The 13,940-nt window shown below is 71.0% G+C and carries 13 protein-coding genes and 1 pseudogene; 8 read left to right on the plus strand and 6 right to left on the minus strand.

Going from position 1 to position 13,940, the window contains the following annotated elements:
• Positions 1 to 101: 101 nt before the first annotated feature.
• A complete protein-coding gene (locus tag ACQCO7_RS29460) occupies positions 102 to 548 on the plus strand; it encodes a DUF2550 domain-containing protein (protein WP_464074643.1) in 447 nt (148 codons plus the stop codon).
• A gap of 73 nt (positions 549 to 621) precedes the next feature.
• Here the strand turns inward: ACQCO7_RS29460 and ACQCO7_RS29465 are convergent, their stop codons facing one another.
• The 4 genes and pseudogenes from ACQCO7_RS29465 to ACQCO7_RS29480 form a co-directional block, all read right to left on the minus strand.
• Positions 622 to 810, minus strand: a complete 189-nt coding sequence (locus ACQCO7_RS29465) for a hypothetical protein (protein WP_464074644.1) — start codon at positions 808 to 810, stop codon at positions 622 to 624.
• Between the two features lie 117 nt (positions 811 to 927).
• Positions 928 to 2,034 (minus strand): annotated as a pseudogene (locus tag ACQCO7_RS29470) (glycoside hydrolase family 18 protein); the annotation flags it as partial.
• Between the two features lie 263 nt (positions 2,035 to 2,297).
• Complete coding sequence (locus ACQCO7_RS29475) at positions 2,298 to 2,939, minus strand: response regulator (RefSeq protein WP_464074645.1); 642 nt, start codon at positions 2,937 to 2,939, stop codon at positions 2,298 to 2,300.
• Positions 2,936 to 4,099, minus strand: a complete 1,164-nt coding sequence (locus ACQCO7_RS29480) for a sensor histidine kinase (RefSeq protein ID WP_464074646.1) — start codon at positions 4,097 to 4,099, stop codon at positions 2,936 to 2,938. The genes ACQCO7_RS29475 and ACQCO7_RS29480 overlap by 4 nt, the downstream gene beginning before the upstream one ends.
• A gap of 160 nt (positions 4,100 to 4,259) precedes the next feature.
• On the opposite strand from ACQCO7_RS29480, the gene ACQCO7_RS29485 reads away from it, so the two are divergent.
• Positions 4,260 to 4,841 (plus strand): hypothetical protein, encoded by a 582-nt coding sequence (locus tag ACQCO7_RS29485; protein ID WP_464074647.1) that lies wholly within the window; start codon positions 4,260 to 4,262, stop codon positions 4,839 to 4,841.
• A gap of 7 nt (positions 4,842 to 4,848) precedes the next feature.
• Here the strand turns inward: ACQCO7_RS29485 and ACQCO7_RS29490 are convergent, their stop codons facing one another.
• Complete coding sequence (locus tag ACQCO7_RS29490) at positions 4,849 to 5,421, minus strand: cob(I)yrinic acid a,c-diamide adenosyltransferase (RefSeq protein ID WP_464074648.1); 573 nt, start codon at positions 5,419 to 5,421, stop codon at positions 4,849 to 4,851.
• Between the two features lie 343 nt (positions 5,422 to 5,764).
• Between ACQCO7_RS29490 and ACQCO7_RS29495 the strand changes: the two genes are divergently transcribed.
• From ACQCO7_RS29495 to ACQCO7_RS29520, 6 genes are all read left to right on the plus strand, one after another.
• Positions 5,765 to 6,088: an STAS domain-containing protein gene (locus tag ACQCO7_RS29495; RefSeq protein ID WP_409117149.1), complete on the plus strand. Its 324-nt coding sequence runs from the start codon at positions 5,765 to 5,767 to the stop codon at positions 6,086 to 6,088.
• A 402-nt stretch (positions 6,089 to 6,490) separates the two neighbouring features.
• A complete protein-coding gene (locus ACQCO7_RS29500; protein WP_464074649.1) occupies positions 6,491 to 8,989 on the plus strand; it encodes an ATP-binding protein in 2,499 nt (832 codons plus the stop codon).
• Positions 8,990 to 9,358: 369 nt separating this feature from the next.
• The gene (locus tag ACQCO7_RS29505; RefSeq protein ID WP_464074650.1) at positions 9,359 to 10,309 is read left to right on the plus strand and encodes an ABC transporter ATP-binding protein; all 951 of its coding nucleotides are present in this window, start codon (positions 9,359 to 9,361) and stop codon (positions 10,307 to 10,309) included.
• 1 nt (position 10,310) lies between these two features.
• On the plus strand, positions 10,311 to 11,090 hold the full coding sequence (locus tag ACQCO7_RS29510) for an ABC transporter permease (protein WP_464074651.1): 780 nt from the start codon (positions 10,311 to 10,313) through the stop codon (positions 11,088 to 11,090).
• A 103-nt stretch (positions 11,091 to 11,193) separates the two neighbouring features.
• On the plus strand, positions 11,194 to 12,588 hold the full coding sequence (locus tag ACQCO7_RS29515) for an ABC transporter ATP-binding protein (RefSeq protein WP_464074652.1): 1,395 nt from the start codon (positions 11,194 to 11,196) through the stop codon (positions 12,586 to 12,588).
• Positions 12,585 to 13,430, plus strand: coding sequence for an ABC transporter permease (locus tag ACQCO7_RS29520; RefSeq protein ID WP_464074653.1), 846 nt, complete (start codon positions 12,585 to 12,587; stop codon positions 13,428 to 13,430). The genes ACQCO7_RS29515 and ACQCO7_RS29520 overlap by 4 nt, the downstream gene beginning before the upstream one ends.
• On the opposite strand, the gene ACQCO7_RS29525 is transcribed toward ACQCO7_RS29520, so the two are convergent.
• The gene (locus ACQCO7_RS29525; RefSeq protein ID WP_464074654.1) at positions 13,431 to 13,763 is read right to left on the minus strand and encodes an ATP/GTP-binding protein; all 333 of its coding nucleotides are present in this window, start codon (positions 13,761 to 13,763) and stop codon (positions 13,431 to 13,433) included.
• Between the last annotated feature and the right edge of the window lie 177 nt (positions 13,764 to 13,940).

Here is a 13,940-nt window from a genome sequence, read left to right on the forward strand (position 1 = left end):
CGGTGCCGGTCGCGGCTGTGGCAGATCTGGATGTTTTTTCCGTTCCGTTACCAATCGCCGAACCACATTTCGGTACGTAGGAGACGAGGAGGTCGGTGTCGATGGTCCTCGCTCTGACTGTGTGCGGAGTTGTCGTGGCCCTCGTGGTGCTGGGCCTGTTCGTCTTCGGCCTGCGCCGCAGACTGATCCAGCGCTCGGGCGGCACGTTCGACTGTTCGCTGCGCTGGGACGTGCCCGAGAAACCCGACCCGAGCGGGAAGGGCTGGTCGTACGGTGTCGCCCGCTACAGCGGGGACAGCGTCGAGTGGTACCGCGTCTTCTCCTACGCCTACCGGCCGCGCCGGGCCCTGGAGCGCTCGGCGATCGAGGTCGCGGGCCGCCGACTCCCCGAGGGCGAGGAGGAGTTGGCGCTCCTGTCCGACGCGGTGGTCCTCGCCTGCACGCACCGGGGAACCCGGCTCGAACTCGCGATGAGCGAGGACGCGCTGACCGGTTTCCTCGCCTGGCTGGAGGCGGCTCCGCCCGGGCAACGGGTGAATGTCGCTTAAATTCCTTGCCCGTTGAATGGGGGTGCCGCCGGACGAAGTCTGGGGGAGCGTCAACGTGGCCTGAGCATCGGACCTACAGCGGGCACACCGGCCGTACCGGCTGTTCCACTACGGCCGCCTGGTGCTGCCCCTGGGACAGGGTCACCGTCACGCTGACCTGGGAGAGTACGGCCAGCAGGGCCGCCGAGGTGGCCGAGCCGAGGGCGGCGAGCTGGGCCGCCGAGGGTGTGAGCCTGTGCTTGTCACTGGGCCGGCGCTTCATGGGTCCCCCTGAGCTTTTCGTTCCGCTTGCTGTGCAGAGACCCACTTTCTTCCCCGCGTCCCCCGCTTCTCACGGGCCGTTCGGTCCACCGGGGTGGGCCGAACGGCCCGCTCTGCCCTACGCGAGCCCGTTGTCGATGGCCGTCACCAGTTCGCCGTTGGCCGTGTCGCCGCTGAACTCCCAGAAGAACGCGCCCTTCAGGCCCTGGGACCTGGCCCACGCCATCTTTCCGGCGATCGTCTGGGGGGTGTCGTACGACCACCAGTTGGTGCCGCAGTACGCGTACGCCGTGCCGCCGACCAGGCCGGTTGCCGGGCACGTCGTCTTCAGGACCTTGTAGTCCTCGACGCCCGCCTCGTACGTCCCCGGCGCGGCGCCCGTCGCGGTGCCGCCCGGTGTGGACCGGGTGACTCCGGTCCAGCCCCGGCCGTAGAAGCCGATGCCCACCAGGAGCTTGTTCGCGGGGACGCCCTTCGCCCGGTACTTGGCGATCGCGTCGGCCGTGGTGAAGCCCTGTTGCGGGATGCCGGGGTAGGCGTACAGGGGGGAGTGGGGGGCCGTGGGGCCCTGGGCGGTGAAGGCGCCGAAGAAGTCGTACGTCATGACGTTGTACCAGTCGACGTACTGCGCGGCGCCCGCGTAGTCGGCCGCGTCGATCTTGCCGCCGCTGGAGGCGTCGGCCGTCGTCGCGGCGGTGACCAGGTAGTGCGCGCCGAACTTGGCGCGCAGGGCCGCCATCAGGTTCTTGAACGCGGCCGGGCCCGAGCTGTCGCAGGAGTTGCCGCAGGCGTTCGGGTACTCCCAGTCGATGTCGACGCCGTCGAAGACGTCCGCCCAGCGGGGGTCCTCGACGAGGTCGTAGCAGGACTGGGCGAACGCGGCCGGGTTGCGCGCGGCCTCGCCGAAGCCGCCGGACCACGACCAGCCGCCGAACGACCAGAGGACCTTGATGTGCGGGTACTTGGCCTTCAGCTGGCGGAGCTGGTTGAAGTTGCCGCGCAGGGGCTGGTCCCAGGTGTCGGCGGCGCCGCTGACGGACTGGTCGGCGGTGAACGCCTTGTCGTGGTCGGCCCAGGCGTCACCGATCGCGCACTTGCCGTCCGTGACGTTGCCGAACGCGTAGTTGATGTGGGTGATCTTCGCGGCGGAGCCGGAGGTGACCAGGTTCTTGACGTTGTAGCCCCGGCCGTAGATGCCCCACTCGGTGAAGTAGCCGAGTTTTACCGGGGATTCGGCGCGCAGGTGCGGGGCGGGGGCGGGGGTCTTCGCGGTGGCCGGGGCCGCGAGGGCGGCCAGGGGGAGCAGGGTGGCTGCGGCGAGTACGGCTGCCAGCCTGCGGAAGGGGTGTCTGCCGAGTGCGAAGCGCATGGGGACGCCTCCTCGTCGTGGGGGATCGTGGTTGACGTGCCGTGGCGGAGCGTAGGAGTGGTCTGGACCACGCGTCAATAGGTCTGTACCAATAGGGACTTGATCGCTCCGGTGCCAGCCTAGATCCCCAACTCCTGTGCCAGTACTGCCGCTTGCACCCTGCTGCGGAGTTCCAGCTTCGCCAGGAGGCGGCTGACGTGGGTCTTCACCGTGGCCTCGGCCATGTCCAGGCGCTTCGCGATGTCCGCGTTGGAGAGGCCGTCGCCGAGGCAGGCCAGGACCTCGCGTTCACGCCGGGTGAGGGTGTCCAGGACCGTGGGGTCCGTCGTGGGGTGGCGGGCGGTGGCCGTCGCGAACTCGGTGATCAGGCGGCGGGTGACGGCCGGGGCGATCAGGCCCTCGCCGCGCGCCACCGTCCTTACCGCGTCCAGGAGTTGGGAGGCTTCGGCGTTCTTCAGGAGGAAGCCCGACGCGCCTGCTCGCAGGGCTCCGAAGACGTACTCGTCCAGGTCGAAGGTCGTGAGGATCAGGACGTCCGCCAGGGACTCGGCGCTGATCTGCCGCGTTGCCGATACGCCGTCCAGGCGCGGCATCTGAACGTCCATCAGGACCAGGTCCGGCCTCAACTCCCGGGCCAGGGACACCGCTTGTTCGCCGTCCGCCGCCTCGCCGATCACCTCGATGTCCGGGGCGCTGCCCAGGATCAGGACCAGGCCCGAGCGGACGGCCGACTGGTCCTCGGCGACCAGGACGCGGATCATGCGGGATCTCCTTCGGGGAGGGGGAGGCTGGCGCTGACCGTCCAACGGCCTTTCCGCGGGCCCGCGTCGAACGTTCCGCCGATCAGCGTGGCCCGTTCGCGCATACCGATCAGGCCGGCGCCGGAGCCCGGTGCGCGAGGGGTCGCGGGGGTGGCGTACGGGCTCGTGACCGTGACCTTCAGGTGGGCGTCGTCGCTGTGGAGGGTGACCGTCACCTGGCCCGGGGACGCGTGTTTCAGGGCGTTCGTCAGGGACTCCTGGACGATGCGGTACGCCGCCAGGGCCACAGGGGCCGGGGCGTCGGCCGGTGGGGGCGTGGTCAGGGTGACGTCCAGGCCGTTCGCCCGCGCGCCGTCGATCAGGGTGGGAAGGGCGTCGAGGGTGGGGGCCGGTTCGACCGTGTCGTCGGGGTGTCTCAGGATGCCGATCAGGCGGCGCATCTCCGCGAGGCCCTCGACGCTGTTCTCCCGGATCACCGTGAGGGCCTTCTTCGAGGTGTCCGGGTCGTCGATCGAGAGGGCTGCCGTCGAGTGGATCGCGATCGCCGAGAGGTGGTTGGCGACCAGGTCGTGCAACTCCCGCGCCATCCGCGCGCGTTCGGCCGTCACCGCCTGCGTTCTGTCCAACTCGGCGAGGAGCGCGGTCTGTTCGGCCCTGAGACCTGCCGCCTCCGCCGCCGAGCGGTGGTCGCGGACCAGGACGCCCGTCATCGCCGGGGTCAGGGTGACCAGGCCGACCGCGAAGCCGATCAGCAGGGCGTTCGGGGTGCGCCAGAGCGCGAACGGGACGGTCGCGCCGAGCAGCGTCAGCAGCGCCGAGATCCTGGGGAGCTGGCGGGCCGTCGCCGGGGTGCCGTACAGGACCGCCGCGTAGATCAGGTCCGTGTACATCAGGACGGTGACCACGCTGCCGCGCGTCACCGTGTCCAGGACCAGGGTCGCCGTGCCGATCAGGGTGGCCGTGTTCGGGTGCGTTCTGCGGAGCAGCTCGCAGGCCGCCATCACCGCGAGCGGGAGCAGGGGCGGCCGGTCGCCGTCCCACAGCACGATGCCGTTGTCGCCGCCCGGACGGGCGAACAGGCCTAGCGCCCACAGGAGCACGCCGCCGGCCAAGCCTGCGGCGGCGATGCGGAGGTCGTCGCGGTGGGGTCGTCCGGCCATGGCTCCCATCCAACACGGGTCGCGGGCCCGGCGCCTGCTGCCCTGGGCGGGTCCTGGACTGCATCTTTCGATGTACCGGGATCTCGTCACGGGCGACGAGGTGAGGGGGGTCGCCGTGCCGGGAGGCTGGAGGTGTTGCGTCCCGGAAGGAGTGATGTGCGTGATCGTCGGACTGATCGTCGCCTGTGAGGTGGCGTTCTGGGTACTGCTGGCGCTGGGGCTGACGTTCCGGTATGCCCTGAAGATGCCGCGCACCGGCCTCGCCCTCCTCCTGTGCGAGCCCCTCCTCGAAGTCGTCCTCCTCGTCATCACGGCGATGGACCTGCGGAACGGCGCGGAGCCCAGCTGGCACCACGGCGTCGCCGCGGTCTACATCGGCTTCACGGTCGGCCTCGGCCACTCCACGATCAAGTGGGCCGACGCCCAGGTCTCCCACCGCTTCTTCGACGGCCCCCCGCCGCCGAAGCCCCCCAAGTACGGCATGGCCCGCGTGGTCCACGAGTGGAAGACCGCCGCCCGCTGGATCCTCGCGGCGGTCGTCGCCGCGGGCCTCCTCCAGGCGGCGATCTGGTACGTCGGCGACTCCGGCGAGACGGGTTCACTGCGGGAGTGGCAGACCCGGATGCTGTTCGTGATCGGCATCAACGCGATCATCGCGGGGGCGTACACGGTGTTCCCGAAGCGGGGGCCGGGTCTTCCGGGGGAACGGCACGAGAAGGCGGGACGGCACTACCGGCCCTGACCCGCCCTCACCTCTCCCCGCCCGGTACCCACAGCACGTCCCCCGTCTCCTTGTTCGCCGTCCTCGCCAGGATGAACAGCAGGTCCGACAGGCGGTTCAGGTACGTCGCCGTGAGCGGGTTCATCGTGTCGCCGTGGACCTCCAGCGCCGCCCATGTCGAGCGTTCCGCACGGCGGACCACCGTGCACGCCTGGTGGAGGAGGGCCGCGCCCGGGGTGCCGCCGGGGAGGATGAAGGAGCGGAGTTTCTCCAGGGCGGCGTTGTAGTGGTCGCAGTCCTGTTCGAGGCGGTCGATGTAGAACTGCTCGACCCGTAGCGGCGGGAACTCCGGGTTCTCCACCACCGGGGCCGAGAGGTCCGCGCCCACGTCGAACAGGTCGTTCTGGACCCGGGTCAGGACCTTGACCACGTCCTCCGGGAGCGCGCCGAGGGCGATCGCCGTGCCCAGCGCCGCGTTCGCCTCGTTCGTGTCCGCGTACGCCGCGATCCGCAGGTCCGTCTTGGGTACGCGGCTCAGGTCGCCGAGGTTGGTGGTGCCCTGGTCGCCGGTGCGGGTGTAGATGCGCGTCAGATTGACCATGGCATCAGGGTAGTTGTGGGGGCCGGGTGTGATGTCCGTCCGAGGGGACGTGACTCGCGTTACTAAGGCGTCACAGAGCGGCTCCGGGCCGCTAAGGTCCGGGCCAAGGGCGGCGTACCGGGGCGGATATCGGTGCGCCGGCGCGGTCGCGTGCTGCCTCGGGGCGGCTCACTGGCGCACACGAACCGCACAGACCCCATGAGCCTCACCCCTACGAGTGAATTCGGTATCGGTTCGCTCACAGACGGCAACCTCGGGCCGTCCGGGGCAGTCAGACGATGCGATACCGGACGAGTACACACAGCACACGCGGAGCACGGCACGCGACGCCAGGGGAGCGCATATGCACATCAGGGGCGACCACGCCGAGGTGGTCGTCGGGGGTCGGCTGGACGTGCACAGCGCGGCGGACGCCCGTACGGTCCTGCACACGGCGGTCGACGCGGGGGTCGGCGACCTCCTGCTCGACCTGTCCGAGCTGGACTTCTGGGACGCGACCGGACTCGGCGTGATCATGGGCGTGCACCGCAGGGCGGGCCGCGCGGGCCGACGGCTCGTCCTGCGCGGCGTACCCCCGCAGCTGCAACGCCTGCTGGTCGCCACCCGCCTGCACCGCATCCTCGCCATCGAGGGCGGCCTCGCGGCCGAATCCCTGCCCCGGGTGTGACGCAGACCGACCGGCAATTGGGGGGGGCGGCGTCGCGGGGCCGGGCACGCGCGCCCCCGAGCTCTGCGAGCAGGGGGGACCCCCAGCCGCGTTGTCGTCGGTCCCCATGGCTCCGCCATGACTCCCTCCTCCGCCTTGCAGCTGCACGCACCCAGCCCCGCTCCTTCACCCACCCCCCAGTTGCCGGTCGGTCTCGCCAGGTCACCCGTGCAATCCTCACCGGACCGTGACGTCTCGGGCGGCGCGGTACCCCGGGCTGTCGGAGATACTGTGCGAAGGTTTACGGTTCGTCTGCCCGCCGTCCTCAGCCCTCTGGCGGGCACCGGACCAGAAGCGACAGCGCAGTGTGCACCGCGGCCGGGAAGGGCCACCACCACACGACGCTTTTGGGGGGCTTGACCTATGGACCCGAACACCCGGGAGCCCGAGGAGAGCGGCCAGGACGGCCGCGCGCAGCGCCCGCGTTCCTCCAGGGACCCCCTCGCACCGGGCCAGCACGCGCCGGCCCCGGCCCGCACGGTCGACGTGGTCGCCGGCGAGCACCTCCTCACCGTCAACCCGGTCGACGGCAGCGAGATCGAGCTGTGCCCGCCGACCGAGCGCCCCGACACCCCCGTACGCCGCACCGCCGAGGCCCGCGCCGAGGCGGAGCGCGCGGCGCGGCCACCGGTCCCCGCCGGGCACGTACCGGCTCCGCCGCCGCTGCTCGGCCGCCAGGAGGAGCGCGAACAGCTCGTCCGGCTCGTCGCGCGCGGGCGCTCCGTACGGCTCACCGGGCCCGCCGGGTCCGGCCGCACCCGGCTCCTCGACCTCGTCGCCGAGGACTGCGTGGACCTCGCCCCCGACGGCGTCGTCCGCCTCAGCGGGTACGGCCGTGGCGCCGAGGAGCTGCTCCACGAACTGTTCCACGCCGTGTACGACGCACCCCGGCACCGTCCGCTGCACGGCGAACTCCTCGTCCTGGTCCGTGAGATCGGCGCGGTCGTCGTCGTGGACGACCTGGAGTTCGGCGGCGCCGAGCTGGACGGGCTGCTCGCGGCGACCCCCGAGTGCGCGTTCGTGTTCGGCGCGACCGGGGAGACGCCGCTGCCCTCGGCCGGGTCCGCCGTCGAGGAGGTCGGTCTCGGCGGGCTCGACCGGGCCGGCGGCATCGACCTCATCGAGCGCGCGGTCGGCCGGGTCCTCACGGAGGAGGAGGCCAACTGGGCCGGTGACCTCTGGTTCGAGTCGGAGGGGCTGCCGCTGCGGTTCGTGCAGGCCGGGGCGTTGCTCCAGCAGCGGGATCAGGTGCGGGCGACGGCCGACGCGGTCGACGAGTACGGGGTCTTCGAGGACGCGCGGCCCGTCCTGTCCCAGGACGGGGAGCCGGAGGAGGAGATACCGCTGCCCTCGCTGGGGGAGGCGGCCGGGCCCGCGCCGCTGCTTGCCGCGCGGCTCAGCTCTTCGGCTCGGGCGACTCTGCGGTTCGCCATCGCGCTCGGTGGAGAGGTGCCGCACCAGGCGCATCTGCCCGCGCTGGTCGGGGACACGCACGCGGACGCGGCCCTCGGGGAGCTGGTGTCGTGCGGGTTGGTGACGCCGGTCGGGTCCCGGTACCGGCTCGCCGCGGGGATCGAGGTGCAGTTGGAGGCCGCGGGGTACGGGGGTGGGTCCGGGGCCCTCGCGCAGGAGGCCGCCGCGCATTACGCCTGGTGGGCCGGGCATCCTTCCGTGACGCCGGAGCGGGTGTGTGCTGAGGGCGATGCGATTCTGGCCGCGCTGGGTGTTGCCTCGCCGTTGACCGTGCCGCCCGGTGAGGGGGAGCAGTCGGTCGCCGTCCAGTTGGCTCGTACCGCTGTGCCCGCGTTTGCCGCGGGGCTGGCCTTCGATGCGTGGGAGCGGGCGTTGCGGGGCGGGGCCGAGGCCGCTCGGCTGTCCGGGGAAGTCGCCGATCAGGCGTACTTCCATCATGAGCTGGGGGTGTACGCGATTCTTGCCGGGCAGCTCGATCGGGCCCGGTCGGAGCTGGAGACGTCCATCGGGTTGCGGGGGGCGCTGGCTGACAAGCGGGGGACGTTGGCGGGGCGGCGGGCGTTGGCGCTCGTCGCTGATCGGTCGGGGGAGGTTCCGGGGTTGCCGGGGGTGGTGGCTTCCGCTTCTGCTTCTGCCGGGGCCGTGGTGTCTGCGGGGGAGGGTGTGCCGCGTCGTCCCGAGGTGGTGGTGACTCAGAAGCAGCGGGTTGTCGTGCCGCCTGGGGTGGCGGCGGGCGGGGCGGTGGGGGCGCAGCATCGTCGTAGTCTGCGGGGGATCGCTCGGCGGAACCTTGTCGCCGCTGGGGCCGGGGCGCTGCTTGTCGCTGTGCTCGGGACTGTCGTGGGGCTCGGGGCCACCTCCGACAAGGGGGCGGACGGGCCCTCTCGGGAGGTCGGGCCCTCCGCCAGTACGGGGCTTGATGGTGGGGAGTCGGGGGTGGGGGCGCCGCCTGGGGGTTCCGGTGGGTCGTCCAGTGGATCGGGGGGTTCAGGGGGCGGTACGGGGGGTGTGGGTGATCCCACGAGTCGGCCCAGTCCTACGGATCCGGGGCCGGACGGGAAGATGGGGACGCCGGACGATCCGACGCCTTCGGAGTCCGCCGATGGGGGGACGGGCGGTACTGCTGGGGGGAGTACGGGGTCTACGGGTGGGAGTACGTCGCCTACGCCTACGCCGCCCCCTACGCATTCATCGCCCAGTCCGACGCCGAAGCCCTCGGACTCGCCGAGCCCGACCGTGCCGGCTTCGCCGAGCCCCACGGCGCCTTCGAGTAGCCCGACGGCGCCGGAGAGCACGCCGTCCACATCCACCTCGGCGAGTGGGCCTGCGGCCAGCAGTCCGGCGGTGTCGCCGAGCACGGCTGGCTCCGCTTCGGCGGCGGTGATCTGAGGGAGGGCCTTCTGTAGTGCCGGGTCAGGTTGTCCGGCGGGTGCGGCGCCGTTGTGGCTGGTCGCGCCCGCGCGGCGGTAGCCGCAAGTCAGATACAGTCCCGCGCCCCTAAAAGATGACAGCTGATCCGGCGCTTCGAGGCGCCGCCTCAGACGGGCATCGCCCCCGGAGGGCGTCGCATGCACCGGCACTGCAACGCGCTCCGAGGGCCGGCGCCGCAACGCGCGCCTGAGGGGGCGCCTGGCCCGGCACCGCAGTGCCCCGAGAGGCATCGGGCGGTCCGGTGTTTCGGGAACGTGCGCCAAACCCTTCCCCCAACGTTCTCCTTCTCCGGTGGCATCGGCTTTCCCAACGTCCTAGCGTGGCCGCATGATCGAGCTTGAGGGGTTGACCAAGCGGTACGGCGAGAAAGTGGCGGTGAACAATCTCAGTTTTGCCGTGCGGCCGGGGATCGTTACCGGGTTTCTGGGGCCCAACGGGGCCGGGAAGTCCACCACGATGCGGATGATGTTGGGGCTGGACCGGCCTACTGCCGGCGATGTGCGGATCGACGGGCAGCACTACGACGAGCTCAAGGAGCCGTTGAAGTACATCGGGGCGTTGCTGGACGCGAAGGCGATGCATGGGGGGCGCAGTGCCTTCAACCATCTGTTGTGCCTCGCGCAGAGCAATGGGATTCCCCGGAGCCGGGTCGACGAGGTGCTCGATACCGTCGGGCTGACCGCCGTGGCCCGGAAGAAGGCCAAGGGGTTCTCGCTGGGGATGGGGCAGCGGCTCGGGATCGCCGCCGCGCTGCTCGGTGATCCCCGGATCCTGATGTTCGACGAGCCGGTGAACGGGCTCGACCCCGAGGGCATCCACTGGATCCGCAACCTGATGAAATCGCTCGCGGCGCAGGGGCGGACGGTGTTCGTGTCGTCGCACCTGATGAGCGAGATGGCGCTGACGGCGGACCACCTGGTCGTGATCGGCCAGGGGAGGCTGCTGGCGGACACCTCGATGGCGGAGTTCATCGCGCACAACTCGCGCTCGTACGTCCGTATCCGCACCCCGCAGCGCGAGCGGATGCTGGATGTGCTGCACCAGGCGGGGGTGACCGTCGTGGAGACGGGCAGCGGGGTCCTTGAGGTGGACGGCGAGAAGGCGGAGCAGCTCGGGGAGCTGGCGGCCCAGCACCACCTCGTCCTGCACGAACTGTCGCCGCAGCAGGCGTCGTTGGAAGAGGCGTTCATGCAGTTGACCGCCGAGTCGGTCGAGTACCACGCACACACGGACGAGGCCCCGCCGCAGGAGTGGGGCGACGGCTGGAGGAAGGACTGAGATGGCCGTCACCCAGGTTTCGCAGGTCGTGCGGTCGGAGTGGACGAAGGTCCGGTCGGTCGCGTCGACGGTGTGGACGCTGTCCCTCGCGGCGGTCGTCAGCGTCGGGATCGGGATGCTGCTCTCGGCGCTGTCCAAGAACCAGTTCGACGACCTGAGCCGCGACGACAAGCTTTCCTTCGACCCGACGTTCATCAGCTTCGCCGGGATGACCCTCGGGCAGCTCGCGATGATCGTGTTCGGGGTGCTGGTCGTCTCGAACGAGTACAGCACCGGCATGATCCGTACGTCGCTGGCGGCCGTACCCCAGCGCGGCGCCTTCTACTTCAGCAAGATCGCCGTCGCCGCCGGGCTCGCCCTGGCCGTCGGGATGGTCACCAGTTTCGCGTCCTTCTTCCTCGGACAGGCCATGCTCGGCTCGCTGCGCGCGCACATCGGGGACCCCGGGGTGCTGCGGGCCGTCATCGGGGGCGGGCTGTACATGATGCTGATCGCCCTGTTCTCGATGGGCATCGCGACGATGTTGCGCTCGCCGATGCTGTCCCTCGGCATCCTGATGCCGTTCTTCTTCCTCGTCTCCAACATCCTGGGGAACGTCTCCGCGACGAAGAAGGTCGGGCGCTATCTGCCGGACCAGGCGGGCAGCAAGATCATGCAGGTGGTGACGCCGGTCGACAACGACACCCCGTACGGACCCTGGGGCGGGCTCGCGATCATGGTCGCGTGGGTGGTGGCCGCGCTGCTCGGCGGATACCTCCTGCTCAAGCGGCGAGATGCCTGAGGCTTTGCCTCCTCTTGGTCGGAACCGTCAGCTCCCCGATAAGCTCCTAACTCTTACGGGGGCGTGTGCCCCGCTGTCCTGAACCTGGTGGTGGGTGCGGAGCATGATCGAGGCAGTCGGCCTGACCAAGCGCTACGGCGACAAGACCGCTGTGCACAATCTGTCCTTCCGGGTGCGGCCGGGTGCCGTCACCGGGTTCCTCGGGCCGAACGGGTCGGGCAAGTCCACGACGATGCGGATGATCCTGGGGCTGGACAACCCGACCGCCGGGTCCGTCACGATCAGCGGGTATCCGTACCGGCAACTGCCGAACGCCGCGCGGCACGTGGGGGCGCTGCTCGACGCGAAGGCCGTGCACGGGGGGCGGCACGCGCGCAACCATCTGCTGTGCCTCGCGCAGCTCTCCGGGATTCCGGCGCGGCGCGTGGACGAGGTGCTCGGGGTCGTCGGGCTCCAGGGGGTCGCCCGTAAGCGGTCCAAGGGGTTCTCGCTCGGCATGGGCCAGCGGCTCGGCATCGCCGCCGCGCTCCTCGGCGACCCCCAGGTCCTCCTCTTCGACGAGCCGGTGAACGGGCTCGACCCCGAGGGCATCCTGTGGGTGCGGAACCTGATGAAGGCGCTGGCCGCCGAGGGCCGTACGGTGTTCGTCTCCTCCCACCTGATGAGCGAGATGGCCCTCACCGCCGACCACCTCATCGTCATCGGGCGCGGACAACTCCTCGCCGACATGAGCGTGCGCGACTTCATCGAGGCGAACTCCGCGGGGTTCGCGCGCATCCGTACGCCGGACACGCAGCCGCACCTGCGCGAGAAGCTGACGTCCGCGCTGACGGAGGCGGGCGGGCACGTCCTCCCGGAGTCCGACGGGGCGCTGCGGGTGACGGGGCTGCCGCTGCCGCGGATCAGCGACATCGCGCACGACACGGACGTACGCCTCTGGGAACTCTCGCCGCACCAGGCGTCCCTGGAGGAGGCGTACATGCGGATGACGCAGTCGGCCGTCGACTACCGCTCCACCACGGACCAGAAGTCGGGCCTCCAACAGCCGCTGCCGCCGGGGGCGTTGCCGCCGATGGCGGTGGCGGGGCAGGGGCAGCCGGGGTGGTACGCGCCGCCGCCGCCGCAAGGGGCGCCGCCGAACCCGTATCCGCAGGCACAGCCGCCGGTACCGGGAGGCGGCTTCGGGCCGCCGCCGGGCGGCCAGGCGGGGGCTCCGGCGGGGCAGGGCGAGGCGGGGGCGCAGGCCGCCACCGCGCCGGCCACAGCTCCGGCCCCCGCGTCGACCCCCGCTCCGGGCGGCTTCGGGCCGGCTCCGGTGGTTCCTTCGGCTCAGCCCGCTGGGGCAGCTGCAGTGAAGGAGCCCGGGACGCTGGTGATCGCGCAGGTGAAGACCGAGGCCGCTCCGGTGGAGAAGGCGGCGGACGGGGTGCCCGAGGGGGCCGAGGGCGTCGCCGCTGCCGGCGAGAAGAAGACCACCGATTCCGAGGACGCACGATGAGCCAGCAGATCCCTTCGCCGCAGGTGTGGCAGCAGGCCGGTGTCGGGTACACGTCGCCCATTCCCGTGGTGCGGACGCATCTGGGGCACGCGATCGCCTCGGAGTGGACCAAGATCCGGTCCGTGCGGTCGACGATGTGGACGCTCGGGGTGTTCGTGGTGATGGTCGTCGGCGTCGGGCTGCTGACGGCCTTGCTGATCGCCGCCAACGCCGCTCCGGAGGACCTCCAGGGCGACAACCCCTTGTCCTACGGCGTGTTCGGGCTGCTGCTCGGGAGCATGTGCGTGATCACGCTGGGCGTGCTGACGACCGCGTCCGAGTACGGCACCGGGATGATCCGTACGACGATGGTGGCGTGCCCCTCGCGGGGGCGGGTGCTCGCGGCCAAGGGGATCGTGTTCTTCGGCGTCGCGTTCGCGTTCACGTTCGTGTCGACGCTGGTCGTGGCGCTCGCGGACGTCGCGCTGCTGGACGGGGCGCGGACGCCGTCCACGGGGGAGTGGGTGAAGGGGACCTTCGGGGTATCCCTGTTCATCGCGCTGCTCGGGCTGCTGTCGCTGGCCGTCGGGTCGGTCGTACGGCACTCCGCGGGGGCCATCACGATCATGATCGGGCTGGTGCTGGCGCCGCTCGTGCTGGCGCTGTTCATGTTCGCGGAGTCGCTGTCGGGGCTGCGGGACTTCCTCTTCGAGTACTCGATCCCGAATCTGCTGAGCACGTTCTACGCGGAGACGCTCACCGAGTCGGGGCCGTCCGCGTGGGACTCGCTGCTGATCGCCCTGGTCGTGACCGGCGCCGTCTTCGGTGCCGGGTTCGCGTTGCTGGAGAAGCGGGACGTGTGATCAGAAGCGCGGTGCGTTGCGGGACCGTCGTACCCCCGGGGTGCGGCGGTCCCGTGCGTTCCAGCACGCCTTGTGCCAGTGGCGGCGGTCGTCGACGCCCGCGTGCTGCGGCCACGCGACGACGTGCGGGACGCCGTCGGGGATCAGCTGGTCGCAGCCGGGGCAGCGGTACGACTTGCCCTGGCTGCTCGCGCCCGCGACATGCCGCACGCTCCACTCCTCGCCGGCCCAGTCCGTCGAGGACTGCCAGCCGCCGTAGCGGCCCACGCGGTCGTCCTCGGTGCTGTTGCCTGACAGGTCGGTGCCCTTGGGGCGGTTGCGGCGCGGGGACACGGGACACCTCACGGGCTTTTACAGGGAGCGTGGTTCCGCTCCAGCCTACGCGGCGTGATGCGGGGTAGGCGAAGAACGGCCAATCCCCACAAGTCCCCCTGGGGGGAGGGGGTTGAGTGGCTCCCGGGAGCCGTTCTCCAGACAATCCGGAAATCTCTTCGCCAGGCCGTGTCCTCG

Source organism: Streptomyces saintjeani, assembly GCF_055409605.1.